We start from the raw sequence: 25,709 nt of genomic DNA on the forward strand, positions 1-25,709 counted from the left end.
CGACCCTACGGCGGCGCGCACCCTTGTGACTAACCCCACGAAACAGGCAAAGGATCACGTTTCGATGTCAGAGTAATGCGCTAAAGGTCTCTGCTCTTTACGGTTTATTCCCGATAAAGGCCGACGAACCACCCAGGTCGATCCCGAGGGAGCAGTCCGTTGGCAGCCATCGCGCGATGGTGCATCAGGCACCGCCTTCTGACTGTTCTTCTCTGGCTCCTCGCCCTCGGCGGCACCGCGGCCGCCGCGGGCTTCGCCGGGTCCGCGTACTCCAACGACTACGAAGTGCCGGGCACGGAGTCCGGGCGGGCCACCGCCCTGCTCGACCAGGGCTTCCACGGCCAGGGCGGCGACAGCGACACCATCGTCTGGCACACCGCGCAGGGCAGCGTGCGCGCGTCCGGGGTCGAACAGCGCATGACGCAGACCCTCAACAAGATCGACGACCTCCCCGGGATCTCCTCCGTCGGGACGCCGCGGACCAGCGCCGACGGGCACACCGCCTACGCCGTGTTCACCTTCGACGCGCAGTCCGACGAGATCACCGTGCAGCAGGCCCGGACCGTCGTCGACACGGCGAAGGCCGCCGAGGCCGACGGGCTCCAGGTCGAGCTGGGCGGCAGCGCCGTCGCGCTCACCCAGACCACCGGCGTGCATCTCAGCGAGGCCATCGGGGTCGCCGTCGCCGCGCTGGTGCTCTTCCTCGCCTTCGGCGCCTTCGCCGCGAGCCTGCTGCCGATCGCCACCGCCCTGGTCAGCGTCGGCACCGCGTACGCCGGCATAGAGCTGCTCGGACACGCCATGACCGTCGCCGACTTCGCGCCGATGCTCGGGATGCTGGTCGGACTCGGTGTCGGTATCGACTACGCGCTGTTCATCGTGACCAGACACCGCAAGGCGCTGCGCCGCGGTCTGCCGGTCGCCGAGGCGGTGACACACGCGGTGAGCACGACGGGCCGCGCCGTCGTCTTCGCCGGAGCGACCGTCTGCATCGCCCTGCTCGGGATGCTCATCCTGCGGCTGGACTTCCTCAACGGTGTCGCCATCGCGGCCTCTCTCACGGTCGTCCTGACCGTGGCCGCGTCGGTGACCCTGCTGCCCTCGCTGCTCTCGTTCATCGGGATGCGGGCGCTGAGCCGCCGGGAACGCGCACGGCTCGCCGAGCGCGGCCCGCAGCCCGATCCGCCCACCGGTTTCGCCGCCCGCTGGTCGGCCTTCGTGGAGCGGCACCCCAGACTGCTCGGCGCACTCGCCGCGGCCGTGATGCTGGTCCTCGCGCTGCCGACCCTGGGGCTCCACCTGGGCACGTCCGACCAGGGCAACAGCCCGGCGGGCTCCACCACCCGGGAGGCGTACGACCTCATCGGCAAGGGATTCGGGCCCGGGGCCAACGGACCGCTCACGCTGGCCGCCAAGCTGGACGGCGCGGGGGACCGGGTGGCGCTGGACGAGCTGCCCGCCCGGCTGCGTACGACCGAGGACGTCGCGTCCGTGAGCCAGGTCACCTACAACAGCAGCGGCGACACGGCCTTCATCACGGTCGTCCCCGACTCGGCCCCGCAGTCGCAGAAGACCAGTGACCTCGTCGACCGGCTGCGTACGGATGTCCTGCCCCGGGCCGAGAGCCGGACCTCGCTCGACGTCGAGGTCGGCGGTGTCACCGCGAGCTACGACGACTTCGCGGAGGTGATCATCGGCAAACTCCCGCTCTTCGTCGCCGTGGTCATCACGCTCGGCTGTCTGCTCCTGCTGCTGGCGTTCCGTTCGATCGGCATTCCGCTCAAGGCCGCCGTGATGAACGTGGCAGCGGTGGCGTCCGCCTTCGGCGTCGTCGTCGCGGTCTTCCAGTGGGGATGGGGGAGTGAGCTGCTGGGACTCGGCAGCGCGGGGCCGATCGAGCCCTTCCTGCCGGTGATCATGGTCTCGGTGCTCTTCGGACTCTCCATGGACTACCAGGTCTTCCTGGTCAGCCGGATGTACGAGGAGTGGCGGGAGACCGGCGACAACCGGCGGGCCGTCCGGGTCGGCCTCGCCGAGACCAGCCGCGTGATCAACTCCGCGGCCGTCATCATGATCTCCGTCTTCCTCGCCTTCGTGCTGAGCGGCGACCGGGTCATCGCGATGTTCGGGATCGCCCTCGCCGCAGCCGTGGCGCTCGACGCCTTCGTACTGCGGACGCTCCTGGTCCCCGCACTGATGCACCTGCTCGGCCGGGCGAACTGGTGGCTGCCCGGCTGGCTGGACCGGCGGCTGCCCCGCATCAGCATCGAGGCGCCCGGCGCCGGTGACACCGGTGACCGTGCGAAAATCCATCCGCAGCACACACCGGTGGTGGAGGAGAAGCATGTTCGCGATATCGCTCGGTGAGGGCGCGGAGCTGGGACTCCTGGAGCCGTGGCAGGCCGCGGACTACCTGGCCCATATCGACCGGGGGCGCGAATTCATCGGCCAGTACATCGGGCTGGCGGACGCCGCCAGGGATCTCCCTTCGGCGCGTGCGTTCCTCCAGTCGTTCGCGGACAAACAGGCCGCCGACGGCGGCCGGCTCTTCGGCATCCGGCTGGACGGCACGCTGGTCGGCGGGGTGCTGTTCCCGCAGTTCGACGCCGCGACCGGCTGCTGCGAAGTCGGCTGCTGGCTGGAGCCGGCCGCGGTGGGCCGGGGGCTGGTCACACGCGCCGCCGGGGTGCTGATCGACTGGGCGGTGCACGAGCGCGGGATGCACCGCGTCGAGTGGCATGTCGACCCCGGGAACACCGGGAGCATCAACGTCGCGAAACGGCTCGGGATGGTGCGCGAGGGCGTACTGCGGCAGAACCACCCCCATCGGGGAACCCGGCACGACACCGAGGTCTGGTCGGTCCTGGCGCCTGAGTGGAAGGCGCACAGAGAGCATTAAGCCCGCTCTCAGAAAGGGCGCCTAGCGTGCGCCGCATGAACGCCACCACCAAGACCGACACGACCGACGACTCCGCCGCCAAGGTGCAGGACGCCGAGGCCGATGAGGCCGCGGCGGAGGCGACCGCTGAGGACACCGACACCGACGTGGACGAAGCCGCGGCGGAAGCAGCAGCCGAGGAAGAGGCCGCGGAGGCCGAGCTCGCGGCGGGCAGCCCCGCCGCCGCCGGCTCCGGGATCGGCGCTGGCGCGGCTGCCGTCGTCGCCGCCGCTCTGGGCTTCGTCGGGCTCTCCGGCAGCTGGATGGGCAAGGTGCTCTCCGAGCGCGAGACCCTGACCGGCCAGCTGAAGCTTTCGCAGAGCGCCAGCGCCTCGCAGCAGATCCACGAGGTCTACGCCGACTCCTGGCACACCACCGCCCTCGTCAACGGCGTCTTCGCGCTGCTGGCACTGGTCGTCGGAGCCCTCGTCCTGGCCCGCCCGTTCTTCAGCTCGCCCATCCGCCCGCAGGCCGTCTGGGTCCGCGCCGTCGCCTGGGGCGCTGTCGGTGTCGCCGTCATCGGCCTGATCGTCGCCGTCGGCATGTACTTCGACCTGTTCGCCGCGCTCCCGACCGCTCCCGCCACCGCGCCCGCCCCGACCCAGTAGGACCGGTGGGCAGAACCCCGTAAGGCATCCCCGAGGGGGCCTGGGCCGTACGTAAGCACTCACGTACAGCGCCTAAGGCCCCCTCCGCCATGAGGATGCGGCACTCGCCCGATGTGGCGGACCCCCCTGGGCGACGAAAGTCGAGGCATCGAAGGAAGCCACAACCGGCTTCCGCCGCACAACCGGCTTCCGCCACAGGGGAGAACACCATGATTCAGTACGAGCTCCAGAAGGCCCACGCCGCCGAACTCACCCGCCGGGCCGAGGCCGAGCGGCTGGCGGGACAGGCACGGGAGGCCCGCAGGGCAGCCCGCCGTTCCGGCCGGCACGATACGCAGAGGACGGTGAGATCGCTCCGGGACCGGTTCGTCCACGCGGCGTGATGATTCGTCCACGAGTCCTGCTGCCTGATGCCCAGATGAACGGTGCGCAGCCGGACACCGGCACCGCGGCAGGCGGCATCCGTATATCGGGTGCCGCACTGTCGGACCGCTGTGCGATGCTCGGCGCTGTGGAGTTCACCTCAGTCAGCCCCGTATTCGTCGGCCGAGCCGATGAGTTGGCCGTGCTCGGAGACGCGCTCTCCCGCGCTACCGGAGGGGAGCCGCAGGCGCTGCTCATCGGCGGGGAGGCCGGTGTCGGCAAGACCCGGCTCGTCGAGGAGTTCATCGAGGGCGCCGAACGCGCCGGGGCCGTCGTCACGGTCGGCGGCTGTGTCGAGATCGGCGCCGACGGCCTTCCGTACGCCCCGTTCTCCACCGCCCTGCGCGCGCTGCGCCGCCACCTTCCCGACGAGATGGCCGCCGCTGTGGAGGGCCAGGAGGGTGAACTGGCCAGGCTGCTGCCCGAATTGGGCGACACCAGCCGGCAGGCCCACCACGAGGACGGCACGGCCCGGCTCTTCGAGCTGACCTCCCGGCTCCTTGAGCGGATCGCCGCCGACCGTACGGTGGTGCTGGTCCTGGAGGACCTGCACTGGGCCGACGCGTCCACGCGCCATCTGCTCGCCTATCTCTTCCGGACCCTGAACAGCGGACGCCTCGTGGTCGTCGCCACCTACCGGGCCGACGACATCCACCGGCGCCACCCGCTGCGGCCGCTCCTGGCCGAACTGGACCGGCTGCGTACGGTCCGCCGGATCGAGCTGGCCCGTTTCACCCGGTCCGAGGTGCGGCTCCAGCTGACCGGCATCCTCGCCGCCGAGCCGGAGGCCTCGCTGGCCGACGAGATCTTCGCCCGCTCCGACGGCAACGCCTTCTTCGTCGAGGAGCTGGCCGTCTGCAGCGGAGGCAACTGCTCGGTCTCCGGGATCAGCGACTCACTGCGCGATCTGCTGCTGGTCCGGGTCGAGGCCCTGTCCGACGACGCCCAGCGGGTTGTCCGGTTCGCGGCCGAGGGCGGCTCGACCGTCGAGTATCCGCTGCTCGCCGCCGTGACACGGCTGTCCGAGGACGATCTGATCGAGGCGCTGCGGGCCGCCGTCGGGGCCAACATCCTGATCGCCGCGCCGGACGGCGGAGGTTACCGCTTCCGGCACTCCCTGGTACGCGAGGCCGTCAGCGACGATCTGCTGCCGGGAGAACGCTCCCGTATCAACCGCCGCTGCGCCGAGGCCCTGGAGAACGACCCCTCGCTCGTACGGGCCGACGCGCGCACCACCCGGCTCGCCGGCTACTGGTACTACGCGCACGACGCGGCGAAGGCCCTGCCCGCTGTGCTGCTGGCCTCGGCGGAGGCACGCAGGCGCCACGCCTACTCCGAGCAACTGCGGCTCCTGGAGCGGGCGATGGAGGTCTGGGACAGTGCGCCGGCCGATGTACGGGACGGGCTGCGGCCGATGGACTCCGCCGATGCCTACCCGGCCTGCGGACACGAACCAGGGACATCCGCGCCGTCCGCGCTGCGCTATCTCGACCTGCTCGCCGAAGCGGTGGTCGCCGCGCGCTGCTGCGGTGAGCGTGAACGGTCCCTGAAGATCTCCAAGAAGGCCCTGCGCATCATCGACGGCGGCGCCGACGACGCACTGCGCGCCGCCTGGTTCTGGACCGAGCGGGCCAAGCTGGAGCAGAGCCTCGCCCGGGGCAACGGCTGGCGGGAGATCGCCACTGCGCAGGAGCTGGTACGCGGGCTGCCCCCGTCGGCCGTCCATGCCCAGGTGCTCACCACCGCGGCGAGCTGGGCGATGCTCCACGAACCGGGACCCGACAGCCTGACCGCGGCCGAATGCGCCGTGGACTACGCCCGGCTGGTCGGTGCGGAGGAGATCGAACTGAGCGCCCGCCTCACCCTCGGCGGCCTCCTGATCGACTCCGGCGACATCGAGACCGGGCTGACCACCATGCGGGCCGCCCTCAAGCGGACGACCGAACTCGGCCTGGTCGCCGAAGGCTGCCGCGCGCACACCAATCTGATGTCGAACCTGGAGTCCATCGGCCGTTCCGCCGAGGCCGTCGACGTGGGCACCGCCGGTATCGCCCTCGCGGGCAAGTACGGCCTGCGGGACCAGGAGGCCTGGGTCCGGGGCAACATGACCGACTCGCTGTTCGCCCTGGGCCGCTGGGAGGAGGCGTCGGCGTGCGCGCAGTGGGTGCTCCGGTGCGCGCAGAGCGCCAAGCCCCGGGGCAACGTCTGCCTGCGGCTCGCGGACCTGGCGCTGCTCCGCGGGGAGCAGGACGAGGCAGCCCGGCACCTCGCCTCGGCCAACGCCCACTTCGGCACCCATGACCCGATGCCCCAGCACTCCATACCGCTGGCCAGGCTCAGCCTCGGGATTCTGGCCGCCCAGGGGCAGCTGGACGAGGCCCGTGCGGTACTGGCCGGGGCGGTGGAAGCGGGGTTCCCTCCCGGCACCCAGCGCTACGGCTGGCCCCTGGTTCTCGCCGCCGCCACCGCCGAGGCCAACACCCGAGGCCTGCCGGCGGCCGAGCCGGGCCGCACGGAATCCCTGGAACTCATCTGCTCCACGGCGAAGCGGCTCGCCACGCCCGTACCGCTCTGGAGCGCCTACGCCCTGCATGTCAGCGCCGAGCTGGCCCGAGCCGACGGTCTGGACCGGCCGGAGCACTGGAGCGCGGCCGCCGGGGCCCTGGAGCCACTGGAACGCCCCTACGAGCTGGTGCAGGTGCACCTGCACTGGGCCGCCGCCCTGCTCGCGCACGGCTCCGACCGCGAACCCGCGGCCCGGGAACGTGCCGCGAAGCTGCTCCGCAGCAGCCTCGCGACGGCCGACCGGCTCGGCGCCCGCCCGCTGGCCGAGGAGATCAGGCTGCTCGCACAGCGCGCCAGACTCCCCCTCACCGAAGCCGCGGACCACGTAGGTGCTCCGGCACCGGCAGACATGCGCAGCGCTGTCGACGACTTCGGCCTCACCAGTCGTGAGCAGGACGTCCTGCGCCTGGTAGCAGCGGGCCGCACCAACCGTCAGATAGCCGAGACGCTGTTCATCGCACCCAAGACGGCGAGCGTGCACGTCTCCAACATCCTGGCCAAGCTGGGCGTCACAGGACGAGGCGAGGCGGCCGCCCTGACCCACCGGCTGCGCCTCTTCACGGACACCGCGGAGGTCCTTTCGGAGGCCGCCGCTCAGGGGGCCTTCTGAGCTGTACGGATGGGGGGTGCAGGCAGCTGTACGGATGCGGGGGGTGCGGGTGCCGGTGGCCCTAGGACTCGGACGCCGGGCGATGCTGCTCCTGCTCCTGCTCCTCGTCCCGGTCCTGGCTCTGATCCTGCTCCTGTGACCGGATGATCACTGTCCCCGAGTCGAGGTCTATCGGACCGCGCCCCGGATCGCCGTCGTTGAGATCGACGCGGGACAGCTCCAGCCGCTTGTTCTCGTCCTCGGTGTGCTTGCGCCCGGGTGCGAAGAGCTGCTCTATCAGGTTGAACATCCAGACCCCCTGCGGTGAGCCCCGGCCGGACTCCCGTGCGGTGAGCCCTCCCCAGCGTAACCCCGGGCTACTTCACCTCCAGCTGGAGGATCCGGTCGTCCCCGGCCTTGGGCCTGCCCCGCGAATCGGTGTTGCTGGTGACCAGCCACAGCCTGTCCCCGCCCGCGGAGACCACCGTGCGCAGCCGCCCGTACTTCCCCTGGAGGAAGCCTTGCGGCTTGGCCGATGGCTTGTCTCCGTTGAGCGGGATCCGCCACAGCCGCTCACCCCGCAGGGACGCCATCCACAGGGAACCCTCGGCATAGGCGAGACCGCTGGGAGAGGCGTCCGCCGGCTTCCACTCCTCCACCGGGTCGGTGAACCCCGCCTTTCCCGCTCTGCCCTCCGCCTCGGGCCAGCCGTAGTTCTTCCCGGGGCCGATCAGATTGAGTTCGTCCCAGGTGTCCTGGCCGAATTCGTCGGCCCACAGCCGCCCGTCCGCGTCCCAGGCGAGGCCTTCCACGTTGCGGTGGCCGTAGGAGTAGACGACGGAGTCGGCCCAGGGATCGCCGTGCACCGGCTGTCCGTCCGGTGTCATCCGGAGGATCTTTCCGCCCAGTGACTTCTTGTCCTGGGCCAGACCTCGGTCGCCGGTCTCCCCGGTCCCGGCATAGAGCATCTTGTCCGGTCCGAACGCGATCCGCCCGCCGTTGTGAACGGTGCCCTTCGGGATGCCCTTGAAGACCGTGTCGGGTGCCCCCAGCTGCTGTCCTGCCGGCTGCTTCGCGTCGTAGAACATGCGCGCGATGCGGTTGTCGGACGTGGTGGTGAAGTACGCGTAGACCAGATGGTCCGAGGCGTACGAAGGGGAGAGCGCCAGCCCCAGCAGCCCGCCCTCACCGGCGGGCGCGACCCCCGCGACCTTCCCGATCACGGTCTTCCGGCCGGTCTTGGCGTCGACCTCGGTGATCGTCCCCCGATCGCGCGAGGAGACCAGCAGATCGCCCTCCGGGAGCACCGCTACCCCCCACGGTGAGTCGAGACCCGTGGTGAGGGTCGAGACCACTTTGACCGTCCCCTTCGCAGGCGGGACGGCTCTGGACGGGGACGCCGACGCGGAGGCGGGTGCGTGCGGCCCGGGGGCGCGGCCGGTGCCGGTGATTTCATCACCGCCCCCGGAGGAGCACCCGACGGCCGACAACAGCAGGGCCGACGCCAACACGGCTGTCACAGCTGGACGTTGCACGGTTCTGATCCCTTCGACGACAGCACAGCTACTGTTCATACACCGCAGGTCCGCCGCCGGTTCCCACCCGCGCCCGTTCGGCCCCGAAAGGGCCGCCCCGGCACAGCCCTGTCCCCCGGGCACACAGAATGAGCCGTACAGAACGGGCCGTACAGAAGAGGCGGCACCGGGACGACTCAGTCCCAGGAGCCCCGTGCGGGCGGCAGTTCCGCGATCTCCCCAAGATCCTCTGCTGTCGGCACCAGTTCCGCAGCGCGAGCGTTCTCCACGGCCCACCGCTCCTGCTTGGTCCCCGGCACCGGCACCACATGCGGCCCCTGCCTCAGCACCCACGCCAGCGCCACCTGGGCAGGCGTCGCCCCATGACGCCCCGCGATCCGCCGCAGCCCCGCCACCACCGGCTGGTTCGCCGCCATCATCTCGGCGGTGAACCGCGGATGCCTGGCCCGCATGTCGTCGGGCTCGAAGCCCTGCCCCGGCGTGAGCGTGCCCGAGAGGAAACCGTTCCCCAGCGGCATCGCCGCCAGGAAGCCGACCCCGCGCGCCTCGCACCACGGCAGCAGTGAGTCGAGAGCGTCCCGGGACCAGACCGAGAGCTCGGCCTGTACCGCGCTCACCGGAAAAACCTGCTGGACCCGGTCCAGCTGTCCGACCGTCGCGTCATGCAGGCGTGCGCCGGGGCGCCGGGAGGCGCGCGCTCCGACCGCGCAGAAACCGAGGGCCCGCACCTTCCCCGCGGCGACCAGCTCGGCCATCGCCCCCCAGGTCTCCTCGACGGGCACCTCGGGGTCGGCCCTGTGCAGCTGGTAGAGGTCGATCACATCGGTCTGCAACCGCCGCAGCGAGGCATCGCAGGCCCGGCGTATGTAACCCGGCCTGCCGTTGGCGACGATGTGCTGTTCGCCCGCGAGGAGGCCACACTTGGTGGAGAGGAAGGCATCGGCCCTGCGCTCCTTCAGGACCCGCCCCAGCATCAGTTCATTGGTGAACGGGCCGTACATGTCGGCCGTGTCGAGGAGGGTCGAGCCGGCGTCGAGTGCGGCGTGCACGGTACGCAGCGAACGGTCCCCGCGCTGCTGGGATCCGGTGTACGCCCAGCTCATCGGCATGCAGCCGAGCCCGATCGCGCCCACTTCGAGCGCTGCCGCCCCGATTGTCCTGCGCTCCACCTGGCCGCATCCTCCCTCTTCCCGCCCCCAAACTAACCTCCTGGTCATGACTGCTGATGTGTGGCTCCCCTTCCCGCCCGACAAGATCGACGGGCTGCCCGACGCCCTCCGATACCGTTTCTGGAACGGCGGTCCGCAGTACCCGGCGGACCCCGCGGACTGTGCCTTCTACGTGGTCCCCTACATGCAGGGCATGGAGGTCGCCCTGCGCCCGCTCGGCGCGATGACGAATCTGCGTGTGGTGCAGACCCTCTCGGCCGGTGTCGACCACGTACGCCCGGGACTTGACCGTCTCCCCGCGGGCGTGCAGCTCTGCAACGCGCGCGGTGTGCACGAGGCGTCGACCGCCGAACTCACCCTCACCCTGATACTGGCCTCACTGCGCGGCATACCCGACTTCGTGCGCGGTCAGCAGCGTGAGGAGTGGCAGTCCGGTTTCCGCCCGGCGCTCGCCGACAAGACGGTACTGATCGTCGGATACGGGTCGATCGGTGCCGCCATAGAGGACCGGCTCGTGCCCTTCGAGTGCGCGCGGGTGGCGCGCGTCGCGCGCTCCTCACGCACTACGGAGCGCGGTCAAGTGCACGCATTCACCGATCTGCCCGAACTGTTGCCGGAAGCGGACGTCGTCGTCCTCTCCACGCCGCTCACCGAGCAGACCCGGGGGCTGGCGGACGCGGAGTTCCTGGCGGGGATGAAGGACGGTGCGCTGCTGGTGAACGTCGCGCGCGGCCCCGTCGTCGACACCGAGGCGCTCCTCGCCGAGCTGGAGTCGGAACGGTTGCACGCGGCCCTCGACGTCACCGACCCCGAACCGCTGCCCGCGGGGCACCCGTTGTGGCACGCTCCCGGCTGTCTCATCAGTCCCCACGCAGGCGGTCCCACCTCGGCGTTCATGCCGCGCGCCACGCGTCTGCTGGCTTCGCAGCTGACCCGGTTCGCCGCGGATGAGCCGCTGGACAATGTCGTCCTGACGACCGAATAGGCACGTTCTGCAGGCATTTGGATGCGCTGTGTGCCCACAACTCTCCTGCTCGTAACGGAGAGTAGAGGCCCTATGTCCCTGAGTGACGGTACTGGTGTATCGTCCGGTTGGGGGCTCCACCGCGCAAGGTCACGGTGCGGGGGAGCGTACAGATTCCGAGGGGGCGACGGGCGATGCACGGCCAATGGACGAACCAGCTGACGCGGCGGGGCCACCGACGGCGTTCCCGGCGAGCCACCCTGCACAGATCCGGCCCGTGCCGGGCGATGCCGCGGTCAGCGGCTCCGGGGGAGGAGCGGTGAGCGCGTCGGGGGCGCTGCTCGCCCGGCAGCCGGTCTCCGGCGGCCCGGGGGGGCTGCTCTCCCAACTCCTCCTCGCCGTGGTGTGCGGAGGGTATGCGGTCGGCTCGGCGTTCGACTGGGGTTCCAAGCAACTGGCCCTTGTGATGGGCGACTTCGGCCTCAGCTTCGCCGCGGCGCTGGCGGCGGTCTCCTGCCTCTTCTACGCGCGTACCCGGGAGATCAGGTTTCGGCCCGCCTGGCTGCTCTTCTCGGTCTCCTCCGCGATGGCCTCCTGCGGAAACGCGGTGTGGGGCTGGTACGAGGTCGTCCTGCAGATCCCGGTGCCCACCCCCTCCCTCGCCGACCTCTTCTTCCTCTGCTTCGCGCCGCCCGCGATCGTGGGGCTGCTGGTGCTCGCCAAGCGTCCGGTCACCCGGGCCGGCTGGGTCTGCCTGGCGCTGGACGCCTGGCTCATCGGCGGCTCGCTGCTGACGCTCTCCTGGAGCCTCGCGCTGGCGCACACCGCGCGGCTGGAAGGCAACCACGAGAGTGTGGCCCACGCGGCCCTCTCGCTCGCCTACCCGCTCCTCGACATCGTCCTGGTGTCCATGGTGCTCGCCCTGCACTTCCGCAGGTCCAACGCCAACCGCTCGGCCATCAACACCGCCATCGCGGGGCTCGCCCTGACCGTCCTGTCCGACGCCCTCTTCACCTCGCCTCTGCTGCGCGCGAACTACCACTCGGGCCAGCTGCTGGACGCCGGCTGGTTCGCGGGGTCGCTGCTCCTGGCGTACGCCCCCTGGGCCGCACGGCTGGGAGCCACCGGATTCACCGGGGCCGACCCGGTCCCCGAGCCCAGGGGGATCCGGCATCCGGGCCGCCCGAGCCGTCCGATCGCGGGGTCGCTGTCCGCTCTCACGCCGTATCTCGCCGCCGCCGTCTGCACCCTCGGCATCCTCGACAACGTGATCGACGGCCGCAGAGTGGACCGGGTGGTCGTCTTCACCGGCTGCACGGTCGTGCTCGCCCTGGTCGTACGGCAGGGCATCATGCTCGTCGACAACATCGCGCTCACCCATGAACTGGCCCAGAAGGAGAACCACTTCCGCTCCCTGGTGCAGGGGTCGAGCGATGTCATCATGATCGCCGCACCCACCGGCATCCTGCGGTACGTCAGCCCCGCCGCCGCCGGTGTCTACGGGCGGGATGCCGAAGAACTCATCGGCTCCGAGCTCGCCTCACTCATCCACTCCGAGGACCTGGGGCGCGTGGTCCACGAGGTGCGGCGGTTTCTGGCCGCCTCACCCGCCAGTGAGCCCACCACCCGTATCGAGTGCCGCTTCAGATCCGGCACCGGCGACTGGCTCAATGTCGAGTCCACGGTCAACCGCCACCAGGGCGGCCTGATCTTCAACAGCAGGGACGTGACCGAACGGGTCCGGCTCCAGGCCCAGTTGCAGCACAACGCCGAGCACGATCCGCTCACCGACCTGCCCAACCGCGCGCTCTTCACCGACCGGGTCCGCAAGGCGCTCGTCGGGCGCAGGGCGACGGACCACGGCACGGCGGTGCTCTTCATCGACCTGGACGGCTTCAAGGCGGTGAACGACACCATCGGCCACCAGGCCGGTGACGAACTGCTGATCCAGGCGGCCCGCCGCCTCCAGGAGTCGGTCCGGTCCGGGGACACGGCGGCCCGGCTCGGCGGCGACGAGTTCGCGGCCCTGATCATCGGCAACGGCGGCCAGGACCAGCCCGCCCGCGAATCCCAGGTCCACGAGATCGCCGACCGGCTGCGGCTGCGGCTCTCCGAGCCGTACCGGATCGAGGGCAGCGAGGTGCGGGTCGCGGCCTCCATCGGCGTCGCCTTCGCCGAGTCGGGCATCACCCCGACCGATCTGATGCGCAACGCCGACCTCGCCATGTACCGGGCGAAGGCCGGCGGCAAGAACCGCGTCGAGCTGTACGCGCCGCAGATGCAGGCCGAGGTGGTCCGCAGATCCGAGCTGTCCGCCCGGCTCCGTACCGCGCTGCACGACGGCGAGTTCGCCCTGCTGCACCAGCCCGTGGTGAATCTCACGACCGGCCGGATCGCTGCCGTCGCGGCCCAGGCCCGCTGGCGGTCGACCCAGGGCATCCTCTTCACCCCCGCGGAGTTCCTCCAGGTCCACGAGACCGGGGACATGGCTGAGGGCGCCCGCACCGGTGAGCTCAGCCGCTGGCTGCTCGAAGAGGCCGTCGAGCAGGCCGCGGACCGCGGAGGCGCCGGGCACCAGGTGCCGGTGGCCGTGCGCCTCTCCGCGCGCAGGCTGCTGGACAGGTCCATGCCGCTCGGCTCCATCGAGGCGCTCCTCAGCCGGCACGGGCTGCCCTCCGGCGCCCTGGTCATCGAGATCGCCGACAGCGACCCCAGGATCGCTTTCGAGGAGCTGGAGCGCCGTCTGATGGTCCTGCGCAGGCATGGTGTGCGGATCGCCCTGGACGGATTCGGCCGGGGCTACGCCGCGATAAACGCACTGCGGCGGCTGCCGGTCGACGTACTCAAACTGGACCGCGGACTGGTCGAGGGCGTGGTGGAATCGGCGCGGCTGCACAAAATCACCAGCGGGCTGCTGCGCATCGCCTGCGATCTGGGCATGCAGTCGGTCGCGGACGGGGTCGACTTACCCGAACAGGTGACCGCGCTGCGCGCGATGGGGTGTACGCACGGGCAGGGCATGGCGTTCGCCGGGCCACTGGACGAGTACCGGCTGCGCCGCTCCCTGAGCCGTTCGCGCTTCCCCCTGCCGGGCGGTGCGGCCAGGCCGGTACTGCTCGGAACACGGTCCTTCGCCGGTTCAAATAATGAGACGCCTGTCCCACCCACTTGACAGTCACCGGGGGGCGGGAGGAGGGTCAGTGCCATGACCACCCGAATTCTCGTACTTGGAAAGCGCGTCGGCTGAAGCAGAGCTCCTCACCAGCTCCGCTCAACGCCCCCGACGCGCTCCCCTCGCTTGCCTCACGGCACGGGGGGTTTTTTGTTGCACCAGCACCACCGGAACACCGCGAAAATCCCCGCAAAAACCCTCAGCTTCGAGAAGAGAATGCCGATGACCGAGCAGGCCACCGGGGCCCACCACCCGCAGCCGCGGGCCCGTAACGGCGGACCGTCGTCCGCCACCGTCGAGCACGTCACGGGCGCGCAGTCCCTCATCCGTTCTCTTGAGGAAGTCGGGGCCGATACGGTATTCGGCATCCCCGGCGGTGCGATCCTCCCGGCGTACGACCCGATGATGGACTCCACCCGGGTGCGTCACATCCTGGTCCGGCACGAGCAGGGCGCGGGTCACGCGGCCACTGGATATGCGCAGGCCACCGGCAAGGTTGGCGTGTGCATGGCCACGTCGGGGCCCGGTGCCACCAACCTGGTCACGCCGATCGCCGACGCGCACATGGACTCGGTCCCGCTGGTCGCGATCACCGGTCAGGTGGCCTCCGCCTCCATCGGTACGGACGCCTTCCAGGAGGCGGACATCTGCGGCATCACGATGCCGATCACCAAGCACAACTGGCTGGTCACCGACGCGGCCGACATCCCGCGGGTGATCGCCGAGGCGTTCCAGGTCGCCTCGACCGGGCGGCCCGGCCCGGTGCTGGTCGACATCGCCAAGGACGCGCTGCAGGCGCAGACGACGTTCTCCTGGCCGCCGCAGCTGGAGCTGCCCGGCTACCGGCCGGTGACCAAGCCGCACGCCAAGCAGATCCGTGAGGCGGCCCGGCTCATCGCGCAGGCCAAGCGCCCGGTGCTGTACGTCGGCGGCGGTGTCATCAAGGCGCACGCCACCGCGGAGCTCAAGGTGCTCGCCGAGCTGACCGGGGCACCGGTCACCACCACGCTGATGGCGCTCGGCGCGTTCCCCGACAGCCACCCGCAGCACGTGGGCATGCCCGGGATGCACGGTGCGGTGACCGCGGTGACCGCACTGCAGAAGTCCGATCTGCTGATCGCGCTCGGCACCCGCTTCGACGACCGCGTCACCGGCAAGCTGGACAGCTTCGCGCCGGACGCCAAGGTCATCCACGCGGACGTCGACCCCGCCGAGATCGGCAAGAACCGCCAGGTGGACGTCCCGATCGTCGGAGACGCCCGCGAGGTCATCGCCGACCTGGTCCAGGCCGTCCAGGCCGAGCACACCGAGGGCACCATGGGCGACGCCGCCCAGAAGCGGTACGCGGACTGGTGGACGGACCTCAACCGCTGGCGCGACACCTACCCGCTGGGCTACGACCTGCCCGCGGACGGCAGCCTCTCCCCGCAGCAGGTCATCGAGCGCATCGGCCGGGCCGCCGACGGAGACACGATCTTCGCGGCGGGCGTCGGACAGCACCAGATGTGGGCCTCGCACTTCATCCAGTACGAGCACCCCGCCACCTGGCTGAACTCCGGCGGCGCCGGGACGATGGGCTACGCGGTCCCGGCCGCGATGGGCGCCAAGGCCGGTATGCCGGACCGGATGGTCTGGGCGATCGACGGCGACGGCTGCTTCCAGATGACCAATCAGGAACTGACCACCTGCGCGCTCAACAACATCCCGATCAAGGTCGCGATCATCAACAACGGCGCCCTCGGGATGGTCCGCCAGTGGCAGACCCTCTTCTACAACCAGCGCTACTCCAACACGGTGCTGCACTCGGGTCCCGACGCCGACGGCATCGCGGCGGACGGCAAGGCCAGCGGCGGTACCCGGATCCCGGACTTCGTGAAGCTGTCCGAGGCCATGGGCTGTGTCGCGCTGCGCTGTGAGCGCCCGGAGGACCTGGACAAGGTCATCGCCGAGGCGAACGCGATCAACGACCGCCCGGTCGTGGTCGACTTCATCGTCCACGAGGACGCGATGGTCTGGCCCATGGTGGCCGCCGGTACCTCCAACGACGAGGTCATGGCCGCCCGCGGTGTCCGCCCCGACTTCGGCGACAGCGAAGAGAACTGAGACAGAGAGAGACCGACGACATGTCCACCAAGCACACGCTCTCCGTCCTGGTCGAGAACACGCCGGGCATCCTCGCCCGGATCGCCGCCCTGTTCTCCCGCCGCGGCTTCAACATCGACTCGCTCGCCGTGGGCGTCACCGAACACCCCGACATCTCCCGCATCACCATTGTGGTGAGTGTCGACGACCTGCCGCTGGAGCAGGTGACGAAGCAGCTCAACAAGCTGGTCAACGTCCTGAAGATCGTCGAACTCGAGCCCGGCGCTGCGATCCAGCGCGAGCTCGTCCTGGTGAAGGTCCGCGCCGACAACGAGACCCGCTCCCAGATCGTCGAGATCGTCCAGCTGTTCCGCGCCAAGACCGTGGACGTCTCACCGGAGGCCGTGACCATCGAGGCCACCGGCGGGACCGACAAGCTGGACGCGATGCTCAAGATGCTGGAGCAGTACGGCATCAAGGAACTCGTCCAGTCCGGCTCGATCGCCATAGGCCGCGGCGCGCGCTCCATCACGGACCGCAGCCTGCGAGCGCTCGAACGCAGCGCCTGAGAGTCCGCCGGGCGGCCTCCGAGCCGTCGGGCACCGCGCGTTCCGGCGGATCACGCGGTGCCCGCCCGCTCGCATGGCGAGACCCGGAAACCTTCCCCTCCCCGCCCCCCGTACGGTGGGCCGTAACACCTGCACACCAAGGAGATATCCCAGTGGCCGAGCTTTTCTACGACGACGATGCCGACCTGTCGATCATCCAGGGCCGCAAGGTCGCAGTCATCGGATACGGCAGCCAGGGCCACGCCCACGCGCTGTCGCTGCGTGACTCGGGTGTCGACGTCCGTGTCGGTCTGCACGAGGGCTCCAAGTCCAAGGCCAAGGCCGAGGAGCAGGGCCTGCGCGTGGTGACCCCCGCCGAGGCGTCCGCCGAGGCCGACGTCATCATGATCCTCGTCCCGGACCCGATCCAGGCCCAGGTCTACGAGGAGTCCATCAAGGACAACCTGAAGGACGGCGACGCGCTGTTCTTCGGCCACGGTCTGAACATCCGCTTCGACTTCATCAAGCCGCCGGCCAACGTCGACGTCTGCATGGTCGCCCCGAAGGGCCCGGGTCACCTGGTCCGCCGTCAGTACGAGGAGGGCCGCGGCGTTCCGTGCATCGTGGCCGTCGAGCAGGACGCGTCGGGCAAGGGCCTGGCGCTGGCGCTCTCGTACGCGAAGGGCATCGGCGGCACCCGGGCCGGCGTCATCAAGACGACCTTCACCGAGGAGACCGAGACCGACCTCTTCGGCGAGCAGGCCGTCCTCTGTGGTGGCACCGCCGCGCTGGTCAAGGCAGGCTTCGAGACGCTGACCGAGGCCGGCTACCAGCCGGAGATCGCGTACTTCGAGTGCCTCCACGAGCTCAAGCTGATCGTGGACCTCATGTACGAGGGCGGCCTGGAGAAGATGCGCTGGTCGATCTCCGAGACCGCTGAGTGGGGCGACTACGTCAGCGGCCCGCGCATCATCACCGACCAGACCAAGGTCGAGATGAAGAAGATCCTGGGCGAGATCCAGGACGGTACGTTCGCCAAGAACTGGATGGACGAGTACCACGGCGGCCTGAAGAAGTACAACGAGTACAAGAAGGCCGACGAGAACCACCTCCTGGAGACCACGGGCAAGGAGCTCCGCAAGCTCATGAGCTGGGTCGACAACGACGAGGCGTAAGCCACCAGGACAGGGGGCCTCCCGGACGGGACGGCCCCCTGTCCACTGCGGCCAACCACGGACGGGTGATCCTTCCGAACTGGCGGAATAAGTAAGCCGCGGCGCCACTACACTGCTCAGACATACGCGTCAGGCCCACAGCGTCGTGCGTCTTCCACGCGCCCCAGCCCCTCCGCCTGCGGCCGTCGGGACGGCCGTCCGCAACGGACTTGTGAGGACTAACGTGAGCTCGAAACCTGTCGTACTCATCGCTGAAGAGCTGTCGCCCGCCACGGTGGACGCGCTGGGCCCGGACTTCGAGGTCCGGCACTGCAACGGCGCCGACCGCGCGGAGCTGCTGCCCGCCATCTCCGACGTGGACGCGATCCTGGTGCGCTCGGCGACCAAGGTCGACGCCGAAGCCGTCGCCGCAGCCAAGAAGCTGAAGATCGTCGCCCGTGCCGGTGTCGGCCTGGACAACGTCGACGTCTCCGCTGCCACCAAGGCCGGCGTCATGGTCGTGAACGCACCGACCTCCAACATCGTCACCGCCGCCGAGCTCGCCTGCGGTCTGCTGGTCGCCACCGCGCGCAACATCCCGCAGGCCAACAGTGCGCTCAAGAACGGCGAGTGGAAGCGCTCGAAGTACACCGGCGTTGAGCTGAGCGAGAAGACCCTCGGTGTCGTCGGCCTCGGCCGGATCGGCGTCCTGGTCGCGCAGCGCATGTCGGCCTTCGGCATGAAGATCGTCGCCTACGACCCCTACGTACAGCCCGCGCGCGCCGCCCAGATGGGCGTCAAGCTGCTCTCGCTCGACGAGCTGCTCGAAGTCGCGGACTTCATCACCGTGCACCTCCCCAAGACCCCCGAGACGATCGGCCTGATCGGCGACGAGGCGCTGCACAAGGTGCAGCCGCACGTCCGGATCGTCAACGCCGCGCGTGGCGGGATCGTGGACGAAGAGGCGCTCGCCTCCGCCCTCAAGGAGGGCCGCGTCGCCGGTGCGGGACTGGACGTCTACGCGAAGGAGCCCTGCACGGACTCCCCGCTCTTCCAGTTCGACCAGGTCGTCTGCACACCGCACCTCGGTGCCTCCACGGACGAGGCGCAGGAGAAGGCGGGTGTCGCGGTCGCCAAGTCCGTACGCCTCGCGCTCGCCGGTGAGCTCGTCCCCGACGCGGTCAACGTCCAGGGCGGCGTGATCGCCGAGGACGTGAAGCCGGGGCTGCCGCTCGCGGAGAAGCTCGGCCGGATCTTCACCGCGCTGGCGGGCGAGGTCGCCGCCCGGCTCGACGTCGAGGTGTACGGCGAGATCACCCAGCACGATGTCAAGGTGCTCGAACTCTCGGCGCTCAAGGGCGTGTTCGAGGACGTCGTGGACGAGACCGTGAGCTACGTCAACGCCCCGCTCTTCGCGCAGGAGCGCGGTGTCGAGGTCCGTCTGACGACCAGCTCCGAGTCGCCCGACCACCGCAACGTCGTCACCGTCCGGGGAACCCTCGCGGACGGCGAGGAGGTCTCGGTCTCCGGCACGCTGGCCGGTCCGAAGAACCTCCAGAAGATCGTCTCCGTCGGTGAGTACGACGTGGACGTGGCGCTCTCCGACCACATGGTCGTGCTGCGCTACGCGGACCGCCCCGGTGTGGTCGGCGCCGTCGGCAAGATCCTCGGCGAGGCCGGGCTGAACATCGCGGGCATGCAGGTCTCGCGGGCGGCCGTGGGCGGCGAGGCGCTGGTCGTCCTCACCGTCGACGACACCGTGCCGCCGGCCGTGCTGGCCGAGATCTCCGAGGAGATCGGCGCCGCCTCGGCCCGCTCGGTCAACCTGACCGACTGATTTCCCGTACGTCACCGCTGATTTCCGCATGTCACGCCGTACCCGGCTCGTAGACATACGTCTTACACAGGCGTCTGTGAGCCGGGTACGCTGCTGTCATGGGACATCGTGAGGATCTGCTCGAAGGCGCCAAGCGCTGCCTGCTGGAGAAGGGGTACGCGCGGACGACGGCCCGCGACATCGTCGCCGCCTCAGGTACGAATCTGGCCTCCATCGGCTACCACTACGGTTCCAAGGAGGCTCTGCTGAATCTGGCCTTCCTCAAGGTGACCGAGGAGTGGGGCGACGCGGTCGGCGAGGAGTCCGGGGTGGATCCCACGGCCATCGCCGATCCGTACGAGCGCTTCGAGGCGGTCTGGGGGAAGGTCATCGGCTCGTACGAGGACAGCCGGGCCCTGTGGAAACTCCAGCTCGAAGTGATCTCGCGCATCGATGACGAGCCCGAGCTGCGCAAGGCGATCGCCGGGCCGCAGCAGGAGGGCCGTAGCGGACTCGCCGAGAACTTCCAGGGCATCGACGAGAAGACCGAGCCGGAGAAGGCCCGTACGGCCGGGCTCGTCTACCAGGCGCTGCTGGTCGGGGTGATGGTCCAGTGGCTGATGGACCCCGGCACGGCGCCCTCCGCGCGGGACCTCACGGACGGGCTCAGGGCGATCATCGGGGACGACGGACACGGGCCGGCCTGACGGCCGGCCCGTGCAAGGGCGCTGTGGGCGGACTGGTCCCGCCTGCTCGGCTGCGTGCCCGGTGCGGCCGGGGCGAGACCGCCCCCGCCGTCCCTTCGGTCGGCCCGGGGTATCAGCCGGCGGTGGGGGCCCCGGCCACGCGGCGCTCGCCGCCGTTCAGCTCCTGCCAGTACCGGTAGACGTCGACCGCGCCGTCATGCGACTGGTGGCGCATGGGCAGCCGGCGCTCGGTGTAGTCCTTGGCGAACTCACCGTAGAAGGTGTCGAGTTCGAAGTACTTGCGGTCGTCCACATAGTGCGGCTCATAGGCGTCACGGGTGGTGAGGAAGACGACCTCGTCCGGGGAGCAGTAGTACAGCGCCCCGAGGCACATCGGGCAGGGGTGGGCCAAGACGTAGATGGTGGTGCCGGCCAGGTGCTCGGTGCCCAGCGTCACGCACGCGTCGCGGATGGCGAGGACCTCCGCGTGTGCCGTGGGGTCGTTGGTCTGGGCGACCTTGTTCGCGCTCTCGGCCAGGATTTCGCCGTCCTTGACGATGACGGTCGCGAACGGCCGGCCGCCGTCGGCGACGTTCTGCCGGGCGAGGTCGATGGTGCGCTGCGCGAAGTCCATGAGGATTCCTCCAGGTGTGAAATCGGGGGAGTGGGGGTGGAGGGCCAGGGGGAGAGGGTCTGCGGCCTGCGGGTCAGAAGGGCTTGGTGGGCAGGTACTTGCCGTCCAGGGTGATGATGGCGCGCTCGCCGCCCTCCGGATCGGCAACCTTCCGCACATCGAGCCGGAAGTTGACCGCGCTGATGATGCCGTCGCCGAACTGCTCGTGGATCAGGGCCTTGAGCGTGGTGCCGTAGACCTGGAGCATCTCGTGGAAGCGGTAGATCGTCGGGTCGGTCGGGATGCCCTCGGGGATCGAACCGCGGGTCGGGATGGTCTGCAGCAGCATCACCGCGTCGTCGTCCAGGCCGAGGAGTTCGGCGACGGCCTGCGCGGCGTCGGCCGGCAGGGCGTGCTGGCCGAGGACGGCGGCGGTGGTGAAAGCGGGCGACAGCCCGGCGGCGTCGGCGATCTGCTGCCAGGACAGGTCCTTGCGGGTCTTGGCCTCCACGGCGGCGACGGCCAGGGCCTGACGGGTGGTGGGGTCCAGCTGGGCGTGCATCATGAGCCGGTCTTCCTTTCGGTGTGCTCTCCAGGGGCTGGGAGCTGTGTGTGCTGCTTCCCGCGGGGGCGGGCGCGGCGGGTTCTCGGGTGGGGTGGTGATCCCGGGCGCGGCGCTGCGTCGGGGATCAGGAGAGGCTGGGGGGGCAGGTCAGGCGGCGAGTGCGGTGCCGCGGCCGGTCGCGGGGTCGAGCCTTTCGACAGTGCCGGTGGCGATGTCGTAGAGCCAGCCGTACAGGGTGACCGTGCCGGCGGCGAGCGCACGGGCCACCGAGGGGTGGCCGGCCAGGTTCGTCAGCTGTGCGAGCACGTTCCGGCGTATCAGCGCGTCCACGGTGACCGCTCCGGCCCCGGTCGCGGTGGCGGACAGGGGCGGGGCGGCGTGCCGCAGCCAGTCGGCGACCGCGGGGGCGCCGGTCAGGTCGTGGCCTTCGGCCAGGGCGGTCATCGCGCCGCAGGCGGAGTGCCCGCAGACCACGATGGAGGACACACCCAGCACCGTGACGGCGTACTCGATGCTCGCCGCGATCCCGTCGGCGCGGGCCGGGGCGTGGGCGGGGACGAGGTTGCCGGCGGTACGGATCACGAACAGCTCACCCGGCTCGCTGGCGCAGATCAGCTCCGGCAGGACACGGGCGTCGGAGCAGCCGATGAACAGTGTCGTCGGCCGGTGGTGGTCCGCGAGGTGGGCGAAGAGCTCCGCCCTGGGGGGAAAACTGTCCCGCTTGAAGCGCCGTACTCCCTCGGTGAGGTCGTGCATGGCCACTCCCTTCGATGGATGCCGAACCGGTGAATGCCGGGCCGGTGGATGCCCAGCCGGTGGGCCGAACGGATCCGTCGACCGGATCCGTCGGCCGGATCCGCTGACTGGATCCACCATGCACGACCTCGACCTATAGCGTCCAAGACGTAATATCCATCAGTCCTATTGATGGCATCTATAGTCGAGGCATGGCCCTGGAACTGCGTCATCTGCGCTATCTGCTCGCCGTGGCCGAGCACGGCAGCTTCACCCGCGCCGCCGAGGACCTGCGGATCTCCCAGCCCACCCTGTCCCAGCAGATCAAACAGCTGGAGGGCGTTGTGGGGGTGCAGCTGCTGGACCGCACCGGACGCGCCGTACGCCTCACCGATGCCGGCGAGGCGTACGTGCACTACGCCCGCCGCGCGCTACGAGACCTGGCCGCCGCCGAACGTGCCGTCGCCGATGTGCAGGACCTCTCCCGGGGCAGCCTGCGCCTGGCGGTGACCCCGACCTTCACCGCCTATCTGATCGGGCCCCTGATCGCCGAGCTGCACACCCGTCATCCCGGTATCGCCCTGGACGTGCGGGAGATGACGCAGGATCACATCGAGTCGGCCCTGCTCGCCGACGGTCTCGACCTCGGTATCGCCTTCGACGGCCCCCATCTGCCCGGTATCGCCGCGACAGCCCTGTTCACCGAAACCCTCAGCCTCGTCATCGGCGCGGGCAGGTCCGAGGCCGACGCCGACGCCGACGGCGGACGGCCGCTGCCCGCCGGAGCCCTCGCCGAGCGTCATCTCGCCCTGCTCAGCGGCGACTTCGCCACCCGCGGCCACATCGACGCCTACTTCGCCCAGGAACGGGTCAGTCCCCGCATCATGGTGGAGGCCAACTCCATCCAGGCGCTCACCGAGATCGTCCGGCGCACCGGGCTGGCGACCGTCCTGCCCGACGCCATCACCCACGACCACCCGCACCTGCGCCCCGTCCCTCTCGAACCGCCCCTGCCGCAACGCACCGTCGCACTGCTCCGGCGCGAGAGCGCCTACCGGAGCGCCGCGTCCCGCGCCTTCACCGACGTCGTCCAGCAAGTGCTCCGCACCCGCGGCTACACGCCCGCCTGACCGAGCCGCCGGAACACCTTCCGCCGGAGCCGCTACAGCCGCGCCCCCTTCAGCGCCATGTGCAGCAGGAGCCGGTCCTCGCCCTCGTCCAGATCGAGGCCGGTCAGCTGCTCGATGCGGGAGAGGCGGTAGTAGAGGGTCTGGCGGTGGATGCCGAGCGCCGACGCGGTCCGCCCGGCCTGGCCCGCGCAGTCGAGGAACACCTCGGCGGTGTGGGCCAGTTCGGCATGGGCCGGCGTCGTGAGGTCCCGTACCACCGTGTCGCGTGCGAGCCCCCGGGGGAGCGCGGTCAGCAGGCGGTACGGGCCGATCGACGCCCACTCCGCGACCGGGCCGAACCGTGGCTCGGCCGCCGCGGCGCGGGCGGCTGCCGCGCACTCGCGCCAGGACACCGACAGCTCGGTCAGACCGTGCCGGGCCGGGGCCACGCCCGCGGTGACCCCGGCCCCCGCCAGCTCCGCGAGGCGCGACGCGGCACTCAGCGCCGGGTCGAGGGTGCCGGCGCTGCGCACTCTGATCAGCGCCGCCAGGGCGTACGGAGCGTTTTCGGCGACCGGGCCCCCGCCGTCGGCCGGGCCGCTGCCCGTACTGGATCCGGGGCCGCCCGTACCGGGTCCGGGGCCGCCAGGGCCTGCGTCCGGGCCCGTTCCCGGCAGGGTGCACAGCGCAGCGGCGGCCGGGACGGGGCGGACCGGCGGATCCTCGTCCGGCCAGGGCGCCACGCACACCATGGCGTGCAGCCCGTCCGCGCTCGGTCCCAGCGCCGTACGCAGCGCCGCCACCGCCATGTCGCGCGGCCAGCCGGCTTCGGAGGTGAGCACCGCGCGGAACTCACGCGACAGCCCGGCGCCCGCCTGCGCCTCCTCGAACAGCAGGTCGCCGATGCGCGCGGTCACCTCCATCGCCGCGGCCAGCCGGCGGTCCGTGGGGCCGGGGTCGGAGTCCAGGAGCCAGACGTATCCGTACACGGTGCCCCGATGGCGTACCGGCAGACAGATCCGGCCACGGAAGACCCCGGCCTCCGGTGCGGCGGGGATGCGGACCGGGCCGGTGGCGCGGGTGATGCCGAAGTCCTCGAACCAGGAGCGGACGGCCGGGGTGGACCGCCGGGTGAGGATCGAGCGGGTACGGACCGGGTCCATCTCGCTGTCGTCCTCGCTGTTGTGCGCACCGAAGGCGATCAGCCCGAAATCCCGGTTCTCCAGGGTCGCGGGGGCGCCGAGCAGCGCCGAGATCTCGTCGGCCAGTTCCTGGTAGTCACCCTTCACGCTTGGCATTCTCCCACCCCTTCAGACATATGTCTGAGATCCAGGGCACGGATGCGTGACAGCTGTCGATGGCAGAACATCGGAGCGGTCCTTAAGTTTCGAAGTAGTTCCCCCGTGCTGTACCGGTCCGATTCGGTTCATACCGCTTCCGTACCGCTGCGGTCCTCGTTCGTACTTTTGGTTGGAGGTGCTCCGTGCTGGCTCCCGTGATCCTCGCTGCGGCGCGAAGTGACAAGATGCGCCGGTTCATTTCGGCCGCCCCGGGCACCAAGCAGGTCGTCGGCCGCTTCATCGCCGGTGAGACCGTCGAGCAGGTCGTCCCGATCATCAAGGACGCCGCCGACAAGGGCCTGGAGGTCACCCTCGACGTGGTGGGTGAGGACATCACCACCCCCGCGCAGGCCACCGCCGCCCGTGACGCCTACCTGGAGCTGGTCGACCGCCTCAAGGACCTCGGTCTGGGCGAGAAGGCCGAGATGTCGGTCAAGCTGTCGATGTTCGGCCAGGGGCTGGATGGCGGCCACGAGCTGGCGCTCGCCAACGTCCGCCGGGTCGTCGAGGCCGCCGCCGCCATCGGCACCACGGTTACCCTGGATGCCGAGGACCACACCACGCTCGACTCGATGTTCGCCATCCACGAGGAGCTGCGGAAGGACTTCCCGCAGACCGGCTGTGTCATTCAGGCCTACCTCTTCCGCACCGAGGACGACGCCCGCCGCCTCGCCGCGGCCGGCAGCCGGGTCCGCATCGTGAAGGGCGCCTACAAGGAGCCCGCCTCCGTCGCGTACCAGGTGAAGACCGAGATCGACAAGGCGTACGTCCGGATCCTGAAGATCCTCATGGACGGCGACGGCTACCCGATGATCGGGTCCCATGACCCGCGTCTGATCGCCATCGGCCAGGAGCTGGCCCGCAGGGCCGGGCGCAAACTGAACGAGTACGAGTTCCAGATGCTGTACGGCATCCGCAGTGACGAGCACATCCGGCTCGCGGCCGAGGGCCACCGGATGCGCGTCTACACGGCGTACGGCACCGACTGGTACGGCTATTTCATGCGCCGCCTCGCGGAGAAGCCGGCCAACCTGCTGTTCTTCGGCCGCTCCGTGCTCACCAAGGGCTGACCTGCCCGGCTGACCACCCCACCTCGAC

The 25,709-nt window shown here is 70.2% G+C and carries 21 protein-coding genes; 14 read left to right on the plus strand and 7 right to left on the minus strand.

What is annotated here, in order from left to right:
* Window positions 1-159: 159 nt before the first annotated feature.
* The 5 genes from OHB13_RS26805 to OHB13_RS26825 all read left to right on the plus strand — a co-directional run bounded on the left by OHB13_RS26805 (window position 160) and on the right by OHB13_RS26825 (window position 7,144).
* Window positions 160-2,367: an MMPL family transporter gene (locus OHB13_RS26805; RefSeq protein WP_328378762.1), complete on the plus strand. Its 2,208-nt coding sequence runs from the start codon at window positions 160-162 to the stop codon at window positions 2,365-2,367.
* The gene (locus tag OHB13_RS26810; protein ID WP_266852750.1) at window positions 2,345-2,899 is read left to right on the plus strand and encodes a GNAT family N-acetyltransferase; all 555 of its coding nucleotides are present in this window, start codon (window positions 2,345-2,347) and stop codon (window positions 2,897-2,899) included. The genes OHB13_RS26805 and OHB13_RS26810 overlap by 23 nt, the downstream gene beginning before the upstream one ends.
* 35 nt (window positions 2,900-2,934) lie before the next feature.
* Window positions 2,935-3,546 carry a hypothetical protein gene (locus tag OHB13_RS26815; RefSeq protein ID WP_266852748.1) on the plus strand — a complete coding sequence of 204 codons (612 nt, stop codon included), beginning with the start codon at window positions 2,935-2,937 and terminating at the stop codon, window positions 3,544-3,546.
* Window positions 3,547-3,755: 209 nt separating this feature from the next.
* Entirely contained in the window at window positions 3,756-3,929 is a 174-nt protein-coding gene (locus OHB13_RS26820; protein WP_266852746.1) for a hypothetical protein, read from the plus strand.
* 116 nt (window positions 3,930-4,045) lie between these two features.
* Window positions 4,046-7,144 (plus strand): helix-turn-helix transcriptional regulator, encoded by a 3,099-nt coding sequence (locus OHB13_RS26825; RefSeq protein WP_328380396.1) that lies wholly within the window; start codon window positions 4,046-4,048, stop codon window positions 7,142-7,144.
* Window positions 7,145-7,205: 61 nt separating this feature from the next.
* Here the strand turns inward: OHB13_RS26825 and OHB13_RS26830 are convergent, their stop codons facing one another.
* The 3 genes from OHB13_RS26830 to OHB13_RS26840 all read right to left on the minus strand — a co-directional run bounded on the left by OHB13_RS26830 (window position 7,206) and on the right by OHB13_RS26840 (window position 9,827).
* Window positions 7,206-7,433, minus strand: coding sequence for a DUF6191 domain-containing protein (locus OHB13_RS26830; RefSeq protein ID WP_328378763.1), 228 nt, complete (start codon window positions 7,431-7,433; stop codon window positions 7,206-7,208).
* A 67-nt stretch (window positions 7,434-7,500) separates the two neighbouring features.
* Window positions 7,501-8,697, minus strand: a complete 1,197-nt coding sequence (locus OHB13_RS26835) for a PQQ-dependent sugar dehydrogenase (protein WP_443062970.1) — start codon at window positions 8,695-8,697, stop codon at window positions 7,501-7,503.
* A gap of 137 nt (window positions 8,698-8,834) precedes the next feature.
* Window positions 8,835-9,827 carry an aldo/keto reductase gene (locus OHB13_RS26840; RefSeq protein ID WP_328378765.1) on the minus strand — a complete coding sequence of 331 codons (993 nt, stop codon included), beginning with the start codon at window positions 9,825-9,827 and terminating at the stop codon, window positions 8,835-8,837.
* A 46-nt stretch (window positions 9,828-9,873) separates the two neighbouring features.
* On the opposite strand from OHB13_RS26840, the gene OHB13_RS26845 reads away from it, so the two are divergent.
* From OHB13_RS26845 to OHB13_RS26875, 7 genes are all read left to right on the plus strand, one after another.
* Complete coding sequence (locus tag OHB13_RS26845) at window positions 9,874-10,812, plus strand: 2-hydroxyacid dehydrogenase (RefSeq protein ID WP_328378766.1); 939 nt, start codon at window positions 9,874-9,876, stop codon at window positions 10,810-10,812.
* 298 nt (window positions 10,813-11,110) lie between these two features.
* Window positions 11,111-13,963, plus strand: a complete 2,853-nt coding sequence (locus OHB13_RS26850) for a putative bifunctional diguanylate cyclase/phosphodiesterase (RefSeq protein WP_328380397.1) — start codon at window positions 11,111-11,113, stop codon at window positions 13,961-13,963.
* A 216-nt stretch (window positions 13,964-14,179) separates the two neighbouring features.
* Entirely contained in the window at window positions 14,180-16,066 is a 1,887-nt protein-coding gene (locus tag OHB13_RS26855) for an acetolactate synthase large subunit (protein WP_328378767.1), read from the plus strand.
* Between the two features lie 20 nt (window positions 16,067-16,086).
* On the plus strand, window positions 16,087-16,614 hold the full coding sequence (gene ilvN, locus OHB13_RS26860) for an acetolactate synthase small subunit (protein WP_266852732.1): 528 nt from the start codon (window positions 16,087-16,089) through the stop codon (window positions 16,612-16,614).
* Between the two features lie 152 nt (window positions 16,615-16,766).
* Window positions 16,767-17,768: a ketol-acid reductoisomerase gene (gene ilvC, locus OHB13_RS26865; RefSeq protein WP_327295079.1), complete on the plus strand. Its 1,002-nt coding sequence runs from the start codon at window positions 16,767-16,769 to the stop codon at window positions 17,766-17,768.
* 223 nt (window positions 17,769-17,991) lie between these two features.
* A complete protein-coding gene (gene serA, locus OHB13_RS26870; protein WP_328378768.1) occupies window positions 17,992-19,584 on the plus strand; it encodes a phosphoglycerate dehydrogenase in 1,593 nt (530 codons plus the stop codon).
* Window positions 19,585-19,682: 98 nt separating this feature from the next.
* Window positions 19,683-20,270 (plus strand): TetR/AcrR family transcriptional regulator, encoded by a 588-nt coding sequence (locus tag OHB13_RS26875; RefSeq protein ID WP_328378769.1) that lies wholly within the window; start codon window positions 19,683-19,685, stop codon window positions 20,268-20,270.
* Window positions 20,271-20,382: 112 nt separating this feature from the next.
* Here the strand turns inward: OHB13_RS26875 and OHB13_RS26880 are convergent, their stop codons facing one another.
* From OHB13_RS26880 to OHB13_RS26890, 3 genes are all read right to left on the minus strand, one after another.
* On the minus strand, window positions 20,383-20,883 hold the full coding sequence (locus OHB13_RS26880) for a nucleoside deaminase (RefSeq protein ID WP_328378770.1): 501 nt from the start codon (window positions 20,881-20,883) through the stop codon (window positions 20,383-20,385).
* 73 nt (window positions 20,884-20,956) lie between these two features.
* Window positions 20,957-21,427, minus strand: a complete 471-nt coding sequence (gene cynS, locus OHB13_RS26885; RefSeq protein ID WP_328378771.1) for a cyanase — start codon at window positions 21,425-21,427, stop codon at window positions 20,957-20,959.
* Between the two features lie 147 nt (window positions 21,428-21,574).
* The gene (locus OHB13_RS26890; RefSeq protein WP_328378772.1) at window positions 21,575-22,183 is read right to left on the minus strand and encodes a carbonic anhydrase; all 609 of its coding nucleotides are present in this window, start codon (window positions 22,181-22,183) and stop codon (window positions 21,575-21,577) included.
* Between the two features lie 191 nt (window positions 22,184-22,374).
* Between OHB13_RS26890 and cynR the strand changes: the two genes are divergently transcribed.
* Window positions 22,375-23,292 (plus strand): transcriptional regulator CynR, encoded by a 918-nt coding sequence (gene cynR / locus OHB13_RS26895; RefSeq protein WP_328378773.1) that lies wholly within the window; start codon window positions 22,375-22,377, stop codon window positions 23,290-23,292.
* A 32-nt stretch (window positions 23,293-23,324) separates the two neighbouring features.
* On the opposite strand, the gene OHB13_RS26900 is transcribed toward cynR, so the two are convergent.
* The gene (locus OHB13_RS26900; RefSeq protein WP_328380398.1) at window positions 23,325-24,560 is read right to left on the minus strand and encodes a PucR family transcriptional regulator; all 1,236 of its coding nucleotides are present in this window, start codon (window positions 24,558-24,560) and stop codon (window positions 23,325-23,327) included.
* Window positions 24,561-24,754: 194 nt separating this feature from the next.
* On the opposite strand from OHB13_RS26900, the gene OHB13_RS26905 reads away from it, so the two are divergent.
* Window positions 24,755-25,681 (plus strand): proline dehydrogenase family protein, encoded by a 927-nt coding sequence (locus OHB13_RS26905; protein ID WP_266852716.1) that lies wholly within the window; start codon window positions 24,755-24,757, stop codon window positions 25,679-25,681.
* Window positions 25,682-25,709 lie beyond the last annotated feature (28 nt).

The sequence above is a fragment of the Streptomyces sp. NBC_00440 genome (assembly GCF_036014215.1).
Classification (GTDB): domain Bacteria; phylum Actinomycetota; class Actinomycetes; order Streptomycetales; family Streptomycetaceae; genus Streptomyces.

Bases quoted from the DNA above. Each gene is read 5' to 3' on its own strand.
- OHB13_RS26810 (WP_266852750.1), top strand. From the start codon at position 2,345: ATGTTCGCGATATCGCTCGGTGAGGGCGCGGAGCTGGGACTCCTGGAG.
- OHB13_RS26815 (WP_266852748.1), top strand. From the start codon at position 2,935: ATGAACGCCACCACCAAGACCGACACGACCGACGACTCCGCCGCCAAG.
- OHB13_RS26820 (WP_266852746.1), top strand. From the start codon at position 3,756: ATGATTCAGTACGAGCTCCAGAAGGCCCACGCCGCCGAACTCACCCGC.
- OHB13_RS26825 (WP_328380396.1), top strand. From the start codon at position 4,046: ATGCTCGGCGCTGTGGAGTTCACCTCAGTCAGCCCCGTATTCGTCGGC.
- OHB13_RS26830 (WP_328378763.1), bottom strand. From the start codon at position 7,433: ATGTTCAACCTGATAGAGCAGCTCTTCGCACCCGGGCGCAAGCACACC.
- OHB13_RS26835 (WP_443062970.1), bottom strand. From the start codon at position 8,697: ATGAACAGTAGCTGTGCTGTCGTCGAAGGGATCAGAACCGTGCAACGT.
- OHB13_RS26845 (WP_328378766.1), top strand. From the start codon at position 9,874: ATGACTGCTGATGTGTGGCTCCCCTTCCCGCCCGACAAGATCGACGGG.
- OHB13_RS26855 (WP_328378767.1), top strand. From the start codon at position 14,180: ATGCCGATGACCGAGCAGGCCACCGGGGCCCACCACCCGCAGCCGCGG.
- ilvN (WP_266852732.1), top strand. From the start codon at position 16,087: ATGTCCACCAAGCACACGCTCTCCGTCCTGGTCGAGAACACGCCGGGC.
- OHB13_RS26875 (WP_328378769.1), top strand. From the start codon at position 19,683: ATGGGACATCGTGAGGATCTGCTCGAAGGCGCCAAGCGCTGCCTGCTG.
- OHB13_RS26880 (WP_328378770.1), bottom strand. From the start codon at position 20,883: ATGGACTTCGCGCAGCGCACCATCGACCTCGCCCGGCAGAACGTCGCC.
- cynS (WP_328378771.1), bottom strand. From the start codon at position 21,427: ATGATGCACGCCCAGCTGGACCCCACCACCCGTCAGGCCCTGGCCGTC.
- OHB13_RS26890 (WP_328378772.1), bottom strand. From the start codon at position 22,183: ATGCACGACCTCACCGAGGGAGTACGGCGCTTCAAGCGGGACAGTTTT.
- cynR (WP_328378773.1), top strand. From the start codon at position 22,375: ATGGCCCTGGAACTGCGTCATCTGCGCTATCTGCTCGCCGTGGCCGAG.